The following is a 17,035-nucleotide window of genomic DNA, read 5'->3' on the forward strand; positions in this document are numbered from 1 at the left end:
CCGTCAGGCGTGCCCCGCGGCCGCCGGCGCCGGGTCCGACTCGTCGCTGGTGCCCTCGTAGCCGGCCGCCTCGACGGTGGCGACCGCCTGGCGGGCGATGGCGAGCTCCTCGTTGGTGGGCACCACCATCACCAGCGTGCTGGCCCAGTCCGGCGAGATGATCGTCGGCTCCTTCTTGCGACCGGCGTTGCGCTCCAGGTCGACCGCGATGCCCATCGCCTCGAGCCCCTCGAGCGCGCGGGCGCGGACGATGTCGTCGTTCTCGCCGACACCGGCTGTGAACACGATGACGTCGACCCGGCCGAGCACCGCGTGGTACGCGCCGATGTACTTGCGCAGCCGGTGCACGTACACGTCCAGCGCCAGCGTCGCGTCCTCGTCGCCCGCCTCGACCAGCTTGTGCAGCTCGCGGAAGTCGTTCTCGCCCGCGAGCCCCTTGAGGCCGGACCGGCGGTTGAGCAGGTCGTCGATGTCGTCCACCGACATGCCCGCGTTGCGCTGCAGGTGGATGAGCACGGCGGGGTCGACGTCGCCGGACCGGGTGCCCATGACCAGGCCCTCCAGCGGTGTCATGCCCATCGACGTCTCCACCGCGACGCCCCCGCGGACGGCCGACGCCGACGCGCCGTTGCCCAGGTGGAGCACGATCTGGTTGATGTCCTCGAGCCGGCGGCCGAGCACCCGCGCCACCTTGCCCGACACGTACTGGTGCGACGTCCCGTGGAACCCGTAGCGCCGCACGTCGTGGGCCTTGGCCACCGCACGGTCGATCGCGTAGGTGGCCGCCGCCTCGGGCAGCGTGCGGAAGAACGCCGTGTCGAACACGACCACGTGGGGCACGTCCGGCAGCAGCTCGCGGGCCACCTGGATACCGGTGAGGTTCGGCGGGGTGTGCAGCGGCGCCAGCGGCGCGAGGGCGTCGATCTGCGCGACGACGTCGTCGTCGACGATCACGGGGGACCCGAAGACCGAGCCGCCCTGCACCACGCGGTGACCGACGGCGACCACGTGGGCCTCGGCCAGGTCCGGACCGACCTCGTCGAAGAGTGCGAGGACCGCGCGCAGGCCGGCGCCGTGGTCGGGGACCGCGTCCGTGCGCTCCGTGGTGTTGCCGGCGTACGTGTGCTTGACCAGCCCCTCGCTCTCGCCGATGCGCTCGACGAGACCCGACGCGATCGCCTCGCCGCCGACCGGGTTGACCAGCTGGTACTTGATGGACGACGAGCCGGAGTTCACGACGAGCACGCTGCCGTGCGCTCCGTGCGCCATGTGCGGGACCGGGCGGGTGAGGGGGTTCATGCGGGCGTCTCCGTCTGGGCCTGGATGGCCGTGATCGCCACCGTGTTCACGATGTCCTGCACCAGGGCGCCGCGCGACAGGTCGTTGACCGGCTTGCGCAGTCCCTGGAGCACCGGGCCGATGGCAACGGCTCCGGCGGAGCGCTGCACGGCCTTGTAGGTGTTGTTGCCGGTGTTGAGGTCGGGGAACACGAACACCGTCGCGCGTCCGGCCACCGCCGAGTCGGGCATCTTCGTCTTGGCGACGGAGGCGTCGACGGCGGCGTCGTACTGGATCGGGCCCTCGACCGACAGGTCCGGCCGACGCTCCCGGACCAGCGCGGTCGCCGTGCGGACCTTCTCGACGTCCGCGCCCGAGCCGGACTCGCCCGTGGAGTAGGAGAGCATCGCGATGCGGGGCTCGATGCCGAACTGCTGGGCGGTCCCCGCGGACGAGATGGCGATGTCAGCCAGCTGCTCCGCGGTCGGGTCCGGGATCACCGCGCAGTCGGCGTAGACGAGCACCCGGTCCTCGAGGCACATGAGGAACGCGCTCGACACGTTGCCGACGCCGGGGGAGGTCTTGATGATCTCGAACGACGGCTTGATGGTGTGCGCCGTGGTGTGCGCGGCGCCGGAGACCATGCCGTCGGCCAGGCCGAGCTGGACCATCATCGTGCCGAAGTAGGACACCGAGGAGACGATCTCCCGCGCCCGCTCGACGGTCATCCCCTTGTGCTTGCGCATCTCGGTGTACGCCTCGGCGAACTTCTCGAGCAGGACGGGGTCGTGCGGGTCGATGATCGCGGCGGCGTCGAGGTCGAGGCCCAGCTCCGTGGCACGGGAGCGGATGGCCGGCTCCTCGCCGAGGATCGTGATCTGGGCGACCCCGCGCTGCAGCAGGGTGGACGCGGCGCGCAGGATCCGGTCGTCGCTGCCCTCGGGGAGCACCACGTGCTGCTTGTCCGCCCGGGCGCGGTCCAGCAGGGCGAACTCGAACATCAGCGGAGTGACCACCTCGGGCCGCTCCACGTCCAGCGCCGCCAGGAGCGCGGCGCCGTCGACGTGCTGCTCGAACAGGGAGAGCGCGGTGTCGATCTTGCGCTGCGAGTCGCCGGTGAGGCGGCCGTGCGTGTCGGCGACGGCGCTCGCGGACCGGAACGTGCCCAGCTCGGTGCTGAGGATCGGGAGCTTGCTCCCGAGGCCGTTCACCAGCCGTGCGATCAGCGGCGCCGGGCGGAACCCGCCGTTGAGGATGATCCCGGCCAGGGACGGGAACCCTTCGGCCTGGTGCGCCATGAGCAGCCCGAGCAGGACGTCGGACCGGTCGCCGGGCGTGATCACGACGGCGCCGTCGGTCAGCTTGCCCAGCAGGTGCTCCATGGACATGGCGCCGACGATGACGTCGAGCACCTCGCGCTGGAGGAGGGACTCGTCGCCCGCGATGAGCGTGCCGCGCACGGACTCCGACAGCTGCCGGACCGTGGGCGCGGTGAGCAGCGGGTTCTCGGGCACCGCCCACGACGGCAGACCCGTGCCGGCGCGCAGGGCGTCGCGGACGCCGCTGACCGAGCCCGGGGCGCAGCGGTTGGCGACGACAGAGACCACCTGCGCGTGGTTGGCGTGCATCTCGGTGACGACCACGTCGGCCACCTGGGCGATCACGGCGGGCTTGCGGTGACCGCCGTTGATGACGAGCACCACGGGGGCGCCGAGGTTCGCCGCGATGCGGGCGTTGTAGGCCAGCTCCGTGGGTCCCGCGACGTCGGTGTAGTCCGTGCCGACGACGACCACGGCGTCGCAGCGCCGCTCCACGTCGTGGTACCGGGACACGATCTGCGCGAGCGCCTGCTCCGGGTCGTTGAGCACCTGCTCGTACGTGACCCCGACGCACTCCTCGTAGGTGAGGTCGACGCCGTCGTGCTGCAGGAGCAGCTCGAGCACGTAGTCCCGCACGTCCGTCGAGCGCGCCACGGGTCGGAACACCCCCACGCGCTGGACCGTGCGGGCCAGGAGGTCCACCAGTCCGAGCGCGACCATGGACTTGCCGGAATCCCCCTCGGGGGAGGTGACGTAGATGCTGCGGGCCACGGTGGGCGTCTCCGATGTGGTGGTGCGGTTGGTGCGGGACCGTGGGGCGGGCAGCGGCGCCCGCCCCACGGACGTGGGGGTGCTACTCGTTGTCGCCACCGGTCGACAGCGTCGCCGCCACCTGACCGGAGTCGGACTCGTCCTGCGCGTCGGGCCAGACCCAGTCCCGGACCTCGGGCAGGTCGTCGCCGAACGCGCGGGTGTACTCCCGGGCCCGGAGGCGCTCGTCGACCATCTTCTGCCGCAGGTTGGCCTGGGCCGTGCGCAGGTGCGGCACGTTGTCGATGACGTCGATGACCAGGTGGAACCTGTCGAGGTCGTTGAGCATGACCATGTCGAAGGGCGTCGTCGTGGTGCCCTCCTCCTTGTAGCCGCGCACGTGGATGTTGGTGTGGCCCTTGCGCCGGTACGTGAGCCGGTGGATGAGCCACGGGTAGCCGTGGTACGCGAAGATCACGGGCTTGTCGTCCGTGAACAGGCCGTCGAACTGCGCGTCCGACAGGCCGTGCGGGTGCTCCCGCGCGTCCTGCAGGCGCATCAGGTCGACCACGTTGATCACGCGGACCTTGAGGTCGGGCAGCTCGCGGCGCAGGATGTCCGCCGCGGCCAGCACCTCGAGCGTCGGCACGTCACCGGCGGCGCCGAGGACGACGTCGGGCTTCTCGCCCGGCACCTCCGAGCCCGCCCAGTCCCAGATCCCGAGCCCGCGCGTGCAGTGCGCCACGGCCTGGTCCATGGTCAGGAAGTTCGGCGCAGGCTGCTTGCCCGCCACGACCACGTTGACGTACTGCCGGCTGCGCAGGCAGTGGTCGTACGTGGACAGCAGCGTGTTGGCGTCCGGCGGCAGGTAGACGCGGATGACGTCGGCCTTCTTGTTGACCACGTGGTCGATGAACCCCGGGTCCTGGTGGCTGAAGCCGTTGTGGTCCTGGCGCCAGACGTGGCTGGACAGCAGGTAGTTCAGGCTCGCGATCGGCCGGCGCCACGGGATGTCGTCGGTGACCTTCAGCCACTTCGCGTGCTGGTTGAACATCGAGTCGATGATGTGGATGAACGCCTCGTAGCAGTTGAACAGGCCGTGCCGGCCGGTCAGCAGGTAGCCCTCGAGCCAGCCCTGGCACTGGTGCTCGCTGAGCATCTCCAGCACGCGGCCGGCGCGCGCCAGGTGCTCGTCGACGTCCGCGCCGAAGAACTCCGCGTTCCACTGCTTGTCCGTGGTCTGGAACACCGACTGCAGGCGGTTCGACGCCGTCTCGTCGGGCCCGAAGATCCGGAAGTTGTCCGGGTTGAGCCGGATGACGTCCGTGAGCCAGTCGCCCAGCACGCGCGGCGCCTCGCTCATCGAGCCGCCCGGCACCGGCACGTCCACCGCGTACTCGCGGAAGTCCGGCAGACGCAGGTCCTTGAGCAGCAGACCGCCGTTGGCGTGCGGGTTGTCGCTCATCCGGAGGTGCCCCTGGGGAGCGAGCGCGCGGATGTCGTCGTGCAGCTTGCCGTTCTCGTCGAACAGCTCGTTGACCCGGTACGACTCGAGCCACTGCCGCAGCACGTCGAGGTGCTCCGGGGTGTCCCGCGCGTTGGCCAGCGGCACCTGGTGCGCCCGCCACGACCCGGTGGTCTTCTTGCCGTCGATGTAGTCCGGACCGGTCCAGCCCTTGGGGGTGCGGAACACGATCATCGGCCACTGCGGGCGCTGCTCGTTGCCGGCGTGCGCGCTGCGCTTGATCTCCGCGATCTCGTCGAGCACCTCGTCGAGCATTGTCGCGAACCGGCGGTGGATGTCCTCGTGCGACTCGTCGTCGAAGCCCGCGACGAACATGTGCGGCTTGTGCCCGTACCCGACCATGAGCGAGGCGAGCTCGTCCTCGGGGATCCGTGCCAGCACGGTCGGGTTGGCGATCTTGTAGCCGTTGAGGTGCAGGATCGGCAGGACGACCCCGTCGTTCTCGACGTTGACGAACTTGTTCGAGTGCCAGCTGGTGGCCAGCGGGCCGGTCTCGGCCTCGCCGTCGCCGATGACGGTGGCGACCAGCAGGTCCGGGTTGTCGAACGCGGCGCCGTAGGCGTGGCTCAGCGCGTAGCCCAGCTCGCCGCCCTCGTGGATCGACCCCGGGGTCTCGGGGGCCACGTGGCTGGGGATGCCGCCGGGGAAGGAGAACTGCCGGAACAGCCGGTGGATGCCCTCGGTGTCCTCGGTGATGTCCGAGTAGTACTCGGAGTACGTGCCGTCGAGGTAGGCGCTGGCCACGAGGCCGGGGCCGCCGTGGCCGGGACCCGTGATGTAGATGGTCGACTGCTCGCGCTCGGCGATCGCGCGGTTGAGGTGCGCGTACAGGAAGTTGAGACCGGGGGTGGTGCCCCAGTGCCCGAGCAGGCGCGGCTTGACGTGGTCGCGCGTCAGCGGTTCGCGCAGCAGCGCGTTGTCCAGCAGGTAGATCTGGCCGACCGACAGGTAGTTGGCAGCTCGCCACCACTGGTCGATGCGGTTGAGGGTCTCGGCGTCGAGAGCGTCCCCGCTCCCGGTCCGCCACGTGCCGCGTTGCGACGTCGTCGTGCTCATGCGCGCTCCCCAGTCGTCGTTCCGGCAGTTCGCCGGTCCGGTGTCAGCCTTGCGTCGGGGCCCGTCGCACCCGGAGGACCTAGGTCCTCCCGGCGCCGCGCGTACCCAGTTGTCATACAACCGCACTCAGCCCTCCAGCGCAGGAGGGGGAGGCGAACGGGAATCGAACGTGTGGTGGGATCCGGACGGAACGGTTGCGCAGGTCAGCGGGGTCGTGGGCCCGTCTGGAGGGGGTCGCGTGTACCGATCCGTGCCTCCGTGCGGGGTACCGTGAGGCGTGACCGAACAGCCCCCCGCAGCCGTGGCGCGCGACCGCGCGACGGGGTCGGCGGCGGGCAGTGACGATGGTCACGGCCGCCCGCCCGGGCGCGCCGCGGAGGCGCCGGCACCGGCCCTCTCCGCGTGGTCGCAGGCCGAGCGGCGTCCGCCGACGACGATGCTCCGTGCCGCGCTCCGACCCCGGATGCTCCTGCTCCTCGTCCTCCTGCTCGCGGCGGCCGCGCTGTGCGCCCGGCTCGGCGCGTGGCAGCTGGACCGCGCACAGGTGCACGGCTCGGCCGCGGCGGAGCGGCTCACCGCCGAGCTCGTCGCCGCGCCGGCGGTCCCGCTCGACGACGTGCTGGCCCCGCAGACCACGTTCACCGGCGACCTCGTGGGCCGCAAGGTGTCCGTGACCGGCACCTACGACGCCGCAGGTCAGCTGCTGGTCACCGGCCGCGCGCACGACGGGACCACCGGCCTGCTCGTCCTGACACCGCTGCGGACGACCGACGGCGCCGTGCTGCCCGTGGTCCGCGGCTGGGTGGCGAGCCCCGCGGACGCCGACGAGCCGCCGACCGGACCCGTCGAGGTCACCGGCTACCTGCAGGCGTCCGAGCAGGCGGGTGCCGGCGTGGCCGACGGGCGGACCGACGCCATCAGCTCCGCCGAGCTGCTCAACTCCTGGGGCGGACCGATCTACACCGGGTACCTCGTGGTCTCGGCGTCGGACCCGGCACAGGCGGCCGCCGTGGCACTGCTCGACCCGCCGACGAAGCCCGGCGCCGGGCTGAACATCCAGAACCTCGCCTACGCCGCACAGTGGTGGATCTTCGGTGCGTTCGCGGTGCTGCTCTGGCTCCGCCTGGTGCGCGACGAGGCCCGCGGTGCCGGGCGGGAGCCGGACGGGCCGGTCAGCCCAGCGGAGGGCGGCGCCGCAGCTCCTTGACCGCGCGGCGCTTCTGCTCGCCCTGCACCCGGCGCACCTGCGACCCCCGGCTCGGCCGGGTGGCGCGGCGGGTCGGCCCCGGGGGAGCGAGGGCGTCGTCGAGCAGCGAGTGCACGCGGGTGAGCGCCGCCTCCCGGTTCCGCAGCTGGGACCGGTACTCCTGGGCGCTCAGGGTCAGCAGCGAACCCCGCAGCCGACCCGCCAGGCGTTCCAGGACGCGGTCCTGCTGCGTCGGGCTGGTCCAGGGGATCCGTGCCAGGTCGACGGTGAGCTCGACGCGGGAATCGGTGGTGTTCACCGACTGACCGCCCGGGCCGCTGGAGCGCGAGAAGCGCCACGCGAGGGCGTCGTCAGGAACGACGACACCCCCGCGCAGCACCATCGGACCGGTCACCTCAGTCGTGCTGCCACGAGTGCCACAGCGCGGCGTAGTCGCCGCCCGCGGCGACCAGCTCGTCGTGCGGACCGATCTCCACGATCCGGCCGCCGTCGACCACCGCCACCCGGTCCGCGTCGTGCGCGGTGTGCAGGCGGTGCGCGATGGCGACCACCGTGCGCCCGGCGAGAACGGCCGACAGCGACCGCTCGAGGTGCCGGGCCGCCCGCGGGTCGAGCAGCGAGGTGGCCTCGTCGAGCACCAGCGTGTGCGGGTCGAGGAGCACCAGCCGGGCCAGCGCGATCTGCTGGGCCTGCGCGGGTGTGAGCGCGACACCACCGGAGCCGACCTCAGTCTCGAGGCCCTGCGGCAGCGCCTGCACCCACTCCCAGGCGTCCACCGCGCGCAGGGCGCGCTCGAGCGCGGCCGCGTCGGCGTCCACCTGGGCGAGGCGCAGGTTGTCGGCCACCGACCCGACGAACACGTGGTGCTCCTGGGTGACCAGGGCGACGTGCCCGCGCAGCTCCTCGAGCGGCAGGTCGATCAGCGGCACGCCCCCGACCGTGACCGTGCCGTCCGTGGGCGGGTGGATGCCCGCCAGCATCCGGCCGAGCGTCGACTTGCCGGCACCGGACGGGCCGACGACCGCCAGGCGCTCCCCGGCCGCGAGGTCGAGGTCGATGCCGTGCAGCACGTTGTGACCCTCGCGGTACGCGTACGTGAGGTCCCGGGCGGCGATGTCCTCGTCGACCGGTTCGCCCTCGCGGGCCCGACGGTCGGGCTCGACCAGCTGGACGCCGACGATGCGCGCGAGCGACGTCGCGGCCACCTGGATCTCGTCGACCCAGAAGATCAGCTCCCAGACGGGACCGGTGATCTGGTACGTGTACAGGACGATCGTCGTCACCGCGCCGACCGAGACGTGACCCTGCGAGGCCAGGTAGCCGCCCCAGAACAGCACGGCCGCGGGGGCCAGGACGAACGTGAGGTCGATGCCCGGGAAGAGGATCGTGCGCAGCCGGAGCGTCGCCTTCTCCGCCTCGAACGCCTCCGCCAGGTCGTCGTTCACCCGCTGCATGCGGCGCGCGCCCAGCCGGAGGGCGTCGACCGTGCGGGCACCCTCGACTGACTCCGTGATGGTGCCGTTGAGCACCGCGTACGCCGCGGACTCGCGCTGGTAGGCCGGGGTCGCGCGCTTGAGGTACCAGCGCACGATGAGCAGCAGCGACGGGACGCCCAAGAACATCGCCAGCGAGACCACCGGCGAGAGCACGAGGCACGCGACGATCGTCAGGGAGATGGTGACGACCGCGACGATCACGCGGGGCACGCCGAAGCGGACCGCGTGCTGGAGCTTGTTCACGTCGTTGGTGGTGCGCGCCACCAGGTCGCCGGTCCCCGCACGCTCGACGGTCGACAGCGGCAGGGCCGTGACCTTCTCGATGAACTCCTCGCGCAGCTCGGCGAAGACCTCCTCGCCGAAGATCATCGACGAGCGCTGCGCGAACCGGATGAGCACCGTCTGGGCCAGCACGGCCGCCGCGCCGATGGCGATGAGCGTGTTGATGTACCCGACGGTGGTGCCGTCGGTGACCGCGTCGATGAGCATGCCCAGCAGCCACGGACCGGCCAGGCCGGCGGTGGCGGCCAGCGTGTGCAGGACCGCGATGAGCGTCAAGGGGCGGTGGTGCTTGCGGAACAGGAGGGCGGCGTAGGCACGGACCGTCGCCGAGTCGGCGATGGGAAGCTTCATGACTGACCTCCTCTGTTCTCTCCTGCCGTGCCCGCGGACTGCGCGGCCATCAGCTCCTGGTACAGGCGCTCGTCGTCCTCGAGCGCCTCGACGGTGCGGTTCTCCAGCGACTCCTCGTCCATGTTCCGTCCCACGACGGCGCGGTAGGCGCGGGCCACCTCGAGGTTCCCCGCGCCGTGCACGAGCAGCGCGTCGTGGGTGCCACGGGCGACGACGACGCCGTCCTGCACGAACGCGACCTCGTCGACGTGGTCCAGCACCAGGGGGCTGGCCGTCACGACGAGCGTGGTCCGACCGCGCCGGACGTCCGCCAGCCGTGCCGAGATCCGCGCCTCCGTGTGGGCGTCGACCGCGCTGGTCGGCTCCACGAGCACGAGGATCTCCGGGTCGATGAGGAGCGCCCGCGCGAGGGCGACACGCTGCCGCTGCCCGCCGGACAGCGAGCGGCCCTTCTCGGGCAGCTCCCCGGCGAGCCCGTCGGGCACCGAGTCGAGCACGTCCTGCGCGTCGGCCGTGCCGATCACCCGCAGCAGGTCGTCCTCGGTGGCGTCGCCGCGCACGTCCAGCTCCTGGGCCAGGAGCCCGGAGAACAGGTGCGGCGTCGCCTCTGCGACGACGATGCGCTCGCGGACGACCTCCTTGTCCAGCTCGGACAGGAGCACGCCACCCAGGCGCACCGGGGTGTCCTTCTCGGCCTCGTCGTCGAACCGGCCGAGCCGCGTCGCGATCCGCGCGGTCTCGTCGGGGTCGACGCTCACCAGCGCGACCACCCGGCCGGCCTCGAGCTCCAGGCCGCTGACCTCGTCGACCAGCGACGCGTGCGGTCCCGGCGCGGCGGCCGTCCCGCCGGTCGCTCCCGTGGCCGGGACGACCTGGAGGACCTTGACCACCTTGCCGGCGCCGATGTGCGCGCGCGTCGCGGCCTGCAGCATCTGCGTGGCGTTCTGCACGGGCCACGACAGGAACGCCGCGAAGCCGTACGTGGACACCAGCTGACCGGGCGTGATGGTGCCGGCCAGCGCCATGTGCGCGCCGAGCCAGATGAGCGTGATGACGAAGGCGCCGGGCAGCAGCACCTGCAGGGCGTCCAGGATCGACTGCGTCCTGGCCACCTCGACCCCGCGGCGCCGCGTCTCCTGCGACTGCGCGCGGTACCGGCCGGTGAAGACCTCCTCGCCGCCGATGCCGCGCAGGATGCGCAGTCCCGACACGGTGTCCGAGCCGAGCGTGGTCAGACGGCCGGACGCCTCGCGCTGCGCGGCCTGGCGCCGGGACAGCGGCTTGACCAGCAGGCCGAGGATGGCGGCCACGGTCGGCAGGCCGAGCACGACGACGAGCCCGAGCGGCACGGACACGCGCAGCATGAGAACGGCGACGATGCCGTACGCGACGAGGCTCCCGAGGAAGTGCGCGGCCATCGCGAAGACCTCGCCGATGCGCAGCGCGTCGTTGGCCACCGCCGAGACGACCTCGCCCGTCGGGAGCTCCTTGGTGATCGTGTGGCCGGAGCGCGCGACGGTCCGGCCGACCAGCTGCGACGAGGTGAAGGCCGCGCGGAGCCAGTTGTTGACGTCGTACCGGTGCCCGATGGCCGACGCGGTGATGATCACGGCGCCGAGCGCCAGGAGGGTGCCGCACGCGCGCCACAGGTCAGGGCCGAACCCGCTGTCCAGACCGTCGTCGATGGCGCGACCGACCACGAACGGGGTGAACGCCTGGCTCGCGAACATGGTGATGCCGAGGCCGACGGCGGTCAGGAGGATGCCCCACTGTCGCTGGGCGAGCCACCAGAGCAGCGCGACAGGCCCGCTCAGAGGCGGGGTGCCGGGATCGTCGAGGGGGAGGGAACGCACGAGGAGCAACGTTACGGGGGGGTACTGACAGGGATCGAACCGTTTTCCGTGACGCGGACCACGGACGGACCTTCCCCGCGCGCCGACTACCCTGAGGGCGTGACGCAGACGCCTGACCTGGCCGCCACCACCCACCGCCCCGTGCTCGTCGTCGACTTCGGCGCGCAGTACGCGCAGCTCATCGCGCGCCGCGTGCGCGAGGCCAACGTGTACTCCGAGATCGTGCCGCACACGGCCTCGGTCGCGGACCTGCTGGCCAAGGACCCGGCGGCGATCATCCTGTCGGGCGGGCCCTCGTCGGTGTACGCCACCGGCGCGCCGTTCGTCGATCCCGCCCTGTTCGAGGCGGGCGTCCCCGTGCTCGGCATCTGCTACGGCTTCCAGGCCATGGCGGCGGCGCTCGGCGGGACGGTCGCGCAGACCGGCCAGCGCGAGTACGGCGGGACGGCTGTCGAGGTCACGTCCGCCGGCACGGTGCTGTCCGGCAGCCCGGACTCGCAGACGGTGTGGATGAGCCACGGCGACGCGGTGCACGCCGCGCCGGAGGGGTTCGAGGTGCTGGCGACGTCGGCGGGCAGCCCGGTCGCCGCGTTCGAGGACCGCGCCCGCCGCCTCTACGGCGTGCAGTGGCACCCCGAGGTCAAGCACTCGCCGCTCGGCCAGAAGGCGCTCGAGAACTTCCTCTACGAGGGCGCCGGCCTGGCCCCCGACTGGAACGCCGGGAACGTCGTGGCGGAGCAGGTGGAGAAGATCCGCGCGCAGGTCGGCGACGCGCGGGTCATCTGCGGGCTCTCCGGCGGCGTGGACTCCTCGGTGGCCGCCGCGCTCGTGCAGAGGGCCGTCGGCAGCCAGCTGACCTGCGTGTTCGTCGACCACGGGTTGCTGCGGTCGGGCGAGGCCGAGCAGGTGGAGAAGGACTTCGTCGCCGCCACCGGCGTCCAGCTGAAGGTCGTCGACGCCCGCGAGCGGTTCCTGCACGCGCTGGCCGGGCACACCGACCCCGAGACCAAGCGCAAGATCATCGGCCGCGAGTTCATCCGGGTGTTCGAGGACGCCGCCCGCGAGATCGTGTCCGACAGCGACGACGAGGTGAAGTTCCTCGTCCAGGGCACCCTCTACCCGGACGTGGTCGAGTCCGGCGGTGGCGAGGGTGCAGCCAACATCAAGTCGCACCACAACGTGGGCGGGCTGCCCGACGACCTGCAGTTCGAGCTGGTCGAGCCGCTGCGCACCCTGTTCAAGGACGAGGTCCGCGCGGTCGGCCTGGAGCTGGGGGTGCCCGAGGGCATCGTCTGGCGCCAGCCGTTCCCCGGACCCGGGCTGGGCATCCGGATCATCGGCGAGGTGACCGCGGAGCGTCTCGACATCCTGCGCGCGGCCGACGTCATCGCCCGCGAGGAGCTGACCCGCGCGGGCCTGGACCGGGACATCTGGCAGTGCCCGGTGGTGCTCCTGGCGGACGTGCGCTCGGTAGGTGTGCAGGGTGACGGCCGGACGTACGGGCACCCGGTCGTGCTGCGGCCGGTGTCGTCGGAGGACGCGATGACCGCCGACTGGACCCGCCTGCCCTACGACGTCCTGGCGACCATCTCGACCCGGATCACCAACGAGGTGCCCGAGGTCAACCGCGTCGTCCTCGACGTGACGAGCAAGCCGCCGGGCACCATCGAGTGGGAGTGACTGGGAGTGACACTGTGACCGAGACCGCTACCGGCGTCGACCCCTGGGTGCGCAAGGCCGCGGGAGCGACGAAGCGCTACCGCGTGCTGGCCTGGATCACCGGCACCATGCTGCTGCTGCTCTGCGTCGAGCTGGTCCTCAAGTACGCGTTCCACGCGAGCGGGGTGGACGCCTCCGGCACCCCGAACCCCGTCATCGGCTCCTGGATCGCGTACGCGCACGGCTGGATCTACGTCGTCTACCTGGTCACGGTCTTCGACCTCTGGTCGAAGATGCGCTGGCGGCTCGGGCGGCTCGCCACGATGGCCGCTGCCGGCGTCGTGCCGGTCATGTCGTTCATCCTCGAGCGCAAGGTGCACGCCCAGGCGCTCGCCCGCATCGAGGCCGCCGGTGGCGCACGCGGGTGACATGTCCCGTGTCGTGGTCGGTCGTCCGGTTCGCGCCGTTACGGTGAGCGCGTGCTGATCGTCCACGTCTCCGACTGCTACGCACCGCGCACCGGGGGGATCGAGTCGCAGGTGGGGGACCTCGCCGCGCGGCAGGTCGCCGCCGGCCACGAGGTGCACGTCCTGACCGCCACGCTCGGGGTCGGCGGCGAGCGCGGCGGAGTGGTCGATCTCGAGCACGGCGTCCACGTGCACCGGCTCGGTGCACGGCTGCCGTTCGACCTCCCCGTGAACCCCGTCGGCCCGCGCCTGGTGCGCGAGGCCTACGCGGCCCTGCGCCCGGACGTCGTGCACGTGCACGCCGGGGTGCTGTCCCCGTTCGCGTACGACGGCGCCCGGATCGCGCTCGACGCGGGGCTGCCGACCGCGATCACGTGGCACTGCATGCTGGACGGCGTGGTCGGGGCGCTGCGGACCGTCGTGGGTCGGACGCACTGGCAGCGGACGCCCGCCGCGCTGAGCGCCGTCAGCCACGCCGCGGCCGCCCGCGTGCAGGAGGTGTTCGGCACCGAGGTCTCCGTGATGCCGAACGGGATCGACCTCGACCTCTGGGCACCCAGGAGCTTCTCCGAGGGCCGCGGCCGCCCCGGCGAGCACGGGCCGCTGCGGCTGGTCTCGACGATGCGCCTGGCGCCGCGCAAGCGGGCGGTGCCGCTGGTCGAGCTGGTCGGCCAGGCCGCGCGACGGCTGCCGCCCGACCGTCTGCGCCTGTCGATCATCGGGTCCGGGCCTGCCCAGGGCCGGGTCGCGTCGGCGGTGGCAGGACAGGGGCTGCAGCACGTCGTGGACCTGCGCGGCCGGCTGACCCGGCCCCAGGTCCGCAGCGCCTACACCGACGCCGACGTGTTCCTCGCCCCGGCGGAGCTCGAGGCCTTCGGCATCGCGGCCCTCGAGGCCCGCACGGCCGGGCTGGCGATCGTCGCCCGACGCGGCACGGGGATCGAGGAGTTCGTCGAGGACGGCGTCGACGGGCTCCTGGTCGCCGACGACGCCGAGATGACCGAGGCGATCGTGCACCTCGCCCGTGACGGCCGCCTGCTCGAGGGCATGCTCACGCACAACCGTGCGGTGCGGCCCCGGTTCGGGTGGGACGACGTGCTGGCCGCCGCGGACGCCGAGTACGCGCGGGCACGCGCGGCGAAATCTCCCACTTCGTCACCCGCCTCTCACTAGAGTCGGTCCCGTTGGACGGTTCTGTCAGGGGCCGCACGGCACACCTGCCCGTCCTCTGGGGGTTCAGAGAGGGAGACATGACGACGACGACGGGACAACCGAGGTCGGTCCGCGTGCTCGGGCTGCTGACCATCATCTTCGGGATCATCTTCATCATCGCGGGTGGAATCACGTGGGGCGCCGTGGCCAGCAACCTGGCGGCCGAGCAGATCACGGTGTCCGAGGACGCGCAGGCGTTCGGCGGCCAGCTGGTCGACACCCCGTGGGAGGCCTGGTTCCAGGCCGACATCATCAACACCCACGCACTCGAGGCCACCGACGGCCAGACCTACGCGCAGCTGGACCAGGACGACGAGCGCCGCGGCACGGTCATGACGGCATCGTTCCTCCGCGCCTCGCTGTTCACGTCGGTCGTGGCGTTCGGCGTGGCTCTGCTCGTCGTCGGCATCGGCGTCGTGTTCATCCTCATCGGGTGGGCGCTGCGCAAGGTCGGCACCACCACCACCACGTACACCGACACGTCCGCCACCGGGAACCCGGACCCCGTGGTCTGACCTTGCACACAGCGACGGCCGGGCGGAGGTCTCTCCGCCCGGCCGTCGCTGTGTGCACGGCCGCTCAGCGCCGGGCGTTGCGGGCTCCGCTGACGATCGAGCCGACCAGCAGCGCGGTCCCGGCGACCGCGAGGAGCACGATCATCGCGAGCTGGAGGTCGATCTCGACCCCCGCCGCCCACGCCAGGAGGCCGACGCCGATCGCGGCGATGACCAGACCCCAGACGACCGTCCCGACGCGGAGACGGCGGCGGGGCGGGTCGACGGGTGCAGGCTCGGACGGTGCGGCCGCGGCGACGAACGGGTCCGGGCTGCTGGACGGTACGTCGGCCGGCGCGGGGCGCTCCGACGGGGAGTACAGCGCGCCGATCGGGGACGTCGCCGTGGGCGGCTCGGGCGATCCGAACGGGGCCGGCTGGGTCACGGGCAGCGGCGTCGTCTCGTCGAGCGTCAGCACCGACGGGTCCTCGTGCGTGGCGCTCTCCTCGACCGGGATGACGGCCGTGTCGTCGGCGGCGGGCTCCGTGCCGGTGACCGGCAGGGCGAGCGTCTCGTCGTCGTCGCGGGGGGTCTTGTCGGTGGACATCAGTTCTCCTCGATGATCGAGACGTCGCCGGCGCCGATCTGCACCTGCAGGGCGAGCTGCGGGCCGTCGGGGCCGACGTCGTCGGTCGTGAAGGTGCGGGGGTTGAGGCCGACGCCGTCGACGCTCCTGCTCTGGCCGTCGACGTCCCAGCGCACCGTGCCGGCGCCGGCCTCGACGTCGGCGGTCACGCTCGCGTCGGAGGGCACGATGACGGTGAGGTCACCGGCGGCGAGCGAGATCGGGACCTCGAGGGTCTCGGACGTCAGGGGCAGCTCGGTGAGGTCGATGGTGGCGTCGCCGAACCCCATGGAGAAGCCGTCCGCGGCTTCGGAGCGGTCGGTGACGACGGCCACCCCGTCGGCGGCGAAGTCGTGCCGCGCGTCCGTGGACCAGTTCCAGGTGGCGTTCTGCACCGCGCCGAGGGGCACGGCGGCGATGATGGCGACGACGGCGAGCCCGCCGAGCGCGCCGCTGGTGCGGCCGCGCAGACCGGACACGATGATGCCGAGGCCGGCCAGGACGATGCCGATGCCCAGCGCGGTGAGCGCGACCGGACCGGTGAAGTCGCCCGAGCGCTCGGCCATCAGCAGCAGGGCGAGCGCCAGCAGGCTGAGCGCGACGACCACGCCGACCGTGCCGACGCCGGCACCCGGGGTGCGCGGACGCGGGGGCCGCGGGGGGCGAGGCGGCTGCACGGGCTTGGGAGCGGGAACCGGCTGCGGCGGGGCGTAGGAGGTCCAGGCGGGGGCGGGCGCAGGCGGCACGCCGTAGGCGGACGTCGTCGGCGGGGTGTCGGTGACCGGGGCGGTGTACGCGCCGGCGGCGGGGTAGCTCGCCGCGGGTGCCGGCGGCACGTACGGCGTGAACGGCGGTGCCGGGGGGCGCGGCTGGGACGACTTCTGGTTGGCGACGACGGCGATCAGCGTGACGATCCCGCCGATGAACGCGAGCCAGAGGATGCCCTGCACCCATCCGGGCGGTCCCCAGAAGAAGAACCAGCTGTCGCCGCGGTTGATGCCGACGATGACGAAGGCGAGAGCGCCGAGCAGCGCGATGTCGAACCGGCCGAGGACCATCTCCTCGAGGTGGATGCGACCATCGCGGCGCTCGGGCAGCAGTGCCCAGGCGACGCCGTACGCCACCAGGCCGAGCCCGCCCAGCAGCAGCGTCGCGACGAAGATGCCGCGGACCAGCAGGGGGTCGATCCCGAAGCGGTCGCCGATCCCGCCGCTGACTCCACCGATCCAGCGGTCGTCGGCGCGGGTGATGCCGAGGCGGCGCACCCCGGCGAAGAAGCTGTTCGAGTGCTGCGCGGGGGCCGGGTCCGGTGCCGGGGCGGCCGGTGCCGGCTCCGGGCCGGCGGGGGTGGTCGTGTCCATGTCTCGATCCTGCTCGCCCTGACCAGCGCGCGGCATCGGGTGGTCCCCTGAGCGCACCCTGATCCTGAGCCTGCGAACCCCTGAACCGACCCCGGACGCG

The 17,035-nt window shown here is 72.4% G+C and carries 13 protein-coding genes; 5 read left to right on the forward strand and 8 right to left on the reverse strand.

Annotated elements, in window-relative coordinates:
- Positions 1 to 3 precede the first annotated feature (3 nt).
- From ASD18_RS08120 to ASD18_RS08130, 3 genes are all read right to left on the reverse strand, one after another.
- Positions 4 to 1,299, reverse strand: coding sequence for an acetate/propionate family kinase (locus ASD18_RS08120; protein WP_235522293.1), 1,296 nt, complete (start codon positions 1,297 to 1,299; stop codon positions 4 to 6).
- Positions 1,296 to 3,368, reverse strand: a complete 2,073-nt coding sequence (gene pta / locus ASD18_RS08125) for a phosphate acetyltransferase (protein WP_056091819.1) — start codon at positions 3,366 to 3,368, stop codon at positions 1,296 to 1,298. Before pta ends, ASD18_RS08120 begins: the two co-directional genes overlap by 4 nt.
- Positions 3,369 to 3,450: 82 nt before the next feature.
- Entirely contained in the window at positions 3,451 to 5,928 is a 2,478-nt protein-coding gene (locus ASD18_RS08130) for a phosphoketolase (RefSeq protein ID WP_056089111.1), read from the reverse strand.
- A 277-nt stretch (positions 5,929 to 6,205) separates the two neighbouring features.
- Between ASD18_RS08130 and ASD18_RS08135 the strand changes: the two genes are divergently transcribed.
- Positions 6,206 to 7,135 carry an SURF1 family protein gene (locus tag ASD18_RS08135; protein ID WP_235522294.1) on the forward strand — a complete coding sequence of 310 codons (930 nt, stop codon included), beginning with the start codon at positions 6,206 to 6,208 and terminating at the stop codon, positions 7,133 to 7,135.
- Here ASD18_RS08135 and arfB read toward each other — a convergent pair.
- From arfB to ASD18_RS08150, 3 genes are read right to left on the reverse strand one after another with little or no spacing between them, the layout of a single operon-like run.
- Complete coding sequence (arfB, locus tag ASD18_RS08140; RefSeq protein ID WP_369817256.1) at positions 7,101 to 7,529, reverse strand: alternative ribosome rescue aminoacyl-tRNA hydrolase ArfB; 429 nt, start codon at positions 7,527 to 7,529, stop codon at positions 7,101 to 7,103. The genes ASD18_RS08135 and arfB overlap by 35 nt on opposite strands.
- Before the next feature lies 1 nt (position 7,530).
- Entirely contained in the window at positions 7,531 to 9,264 is a 1,734-nt protein-coding gene (locus ASD18_RS08145) for an ABC transporter ATP-binding protein (protein ID WP_056089114.1), read from the reverse strand.
- Positions 9,261 to 11,117 carry an ABC transporter ATP-binding protein gene (locus tag ASD18_RS08150; RefSeq protein WP_056089117.1) on the reverse strand — a complete coding sequence of 619 codons (1,857 nt, stop codon included), beginning with the start codon at positions 11,115 to 11,117 and terminating at the stop codon, positions 9,261 to 9,263. Before ASD18_RS08150 ends, ASD18_RS08145 begins: the two co-directional genes overlap by 4 nt.
- Positions 11,118 to 11,216: 99 nt before the next feature.
- Here ASD18_RS08150 and guaA point away from each other — a divergent pair, with 99 nt between their 5' ends.
- From guaA to ASD18_RS08170, 4 genes are all read left to right on the forward strand, one after another.
- Positions 11,217 to 12,797, forward strand: coding sequence for a glutamine-hydrolyzing GMP synthase (gene guaA, locus ASD18_RS08155; RefSeq protein WP_056089120.1), 1,581 nt, complete (start codon positions 11,217 to 11,219; stop codon positions 12,795 to 12,797).
- Positions 12,798 to 12,811: 14 nt separating this feature from the next.
- The gene (locus ASD18_RS08160) at positions 12,812 to 13,204 is read left to right on the forward strand and encodes a DUF3817 domain-containing protein (protein WP_082573670.1); all 393 of its coding nucleotides are present in this window, start codon (positions 12,812 to 12,814) and stop codon (positions 13,202 to 13,204) included.
- A 51-nt stretch (positions 13,205 to 13,255) separates the two neighbouring features.
- The gene (locus ASD18_RS08165; RefSeq protein ID WP_056089126.1) at positions 13,256 to 14,416 is read left to right on the forward strand and encodes a glycosyltransferase family 4 protein; all 1,161 of its coding nucleotides are present in this window, start codon (positions 13,256 to 13,258) and stop codon (positions 14,414 to 14,416) included.
- A gap of 77 nt (positions 14,417 to 14,493) precedes the next feature.
- On the forward strand, positions 14,494 to 14,970 hold the full coding sequence (locus ASD18_RS08170; protein WP_056089129.1) for a hypothetical protein: 477 nt from the start codon (positions 14,494 to 14,496) through the stop codon (positions 14,968 to 14,970).
- Between the two features lie 64 nt (positions 14,971 to 15,034).
- On the opposite strand, the gene ASD18_RS08175 is transcribed toward ASD18_RS08170, so the two are convergent.
- Positions 15,035 to 15,556: a hypothetical protein gene (locus ASD18_RS08175; RefSeq protein WP_056089131.1), complete on the reverse strand. Its 522-nt coding sequence runs from the start codon at positions 15,554 to 15,556 to the stop codon at positions 15,035 to 15,037.
- On the reverse strand, positions 15,556 to 16,935 hold the full coding sequence (locus tag ASD18_RS08180; protein WP_056089134.1) for a PspC domain-containing protein: 1,380 nt from the start codon (positions 16,933 to 16,935) through the stop codon (positions 15,556 to 15,558). Before ASD18_RS08180 ends, ASD18_RS08175 begins: the two co-directional genes overlap by 1 nt.
- Between the last annotated feature and the right edge of the window lie 100 nt (positions 16,936 to 17,035).

Origin of the sequence: Cellulomonas sp. Root137 (assembly GCF_001426725.1) — a bacterium.
In the GTDB taxonomy this organism is placed as follows: domain Bacteria; phylum Actinomycetota; class Actinomycetes; order Actinomycetales; family Cellulomonadaceae; genus Cellulomonas.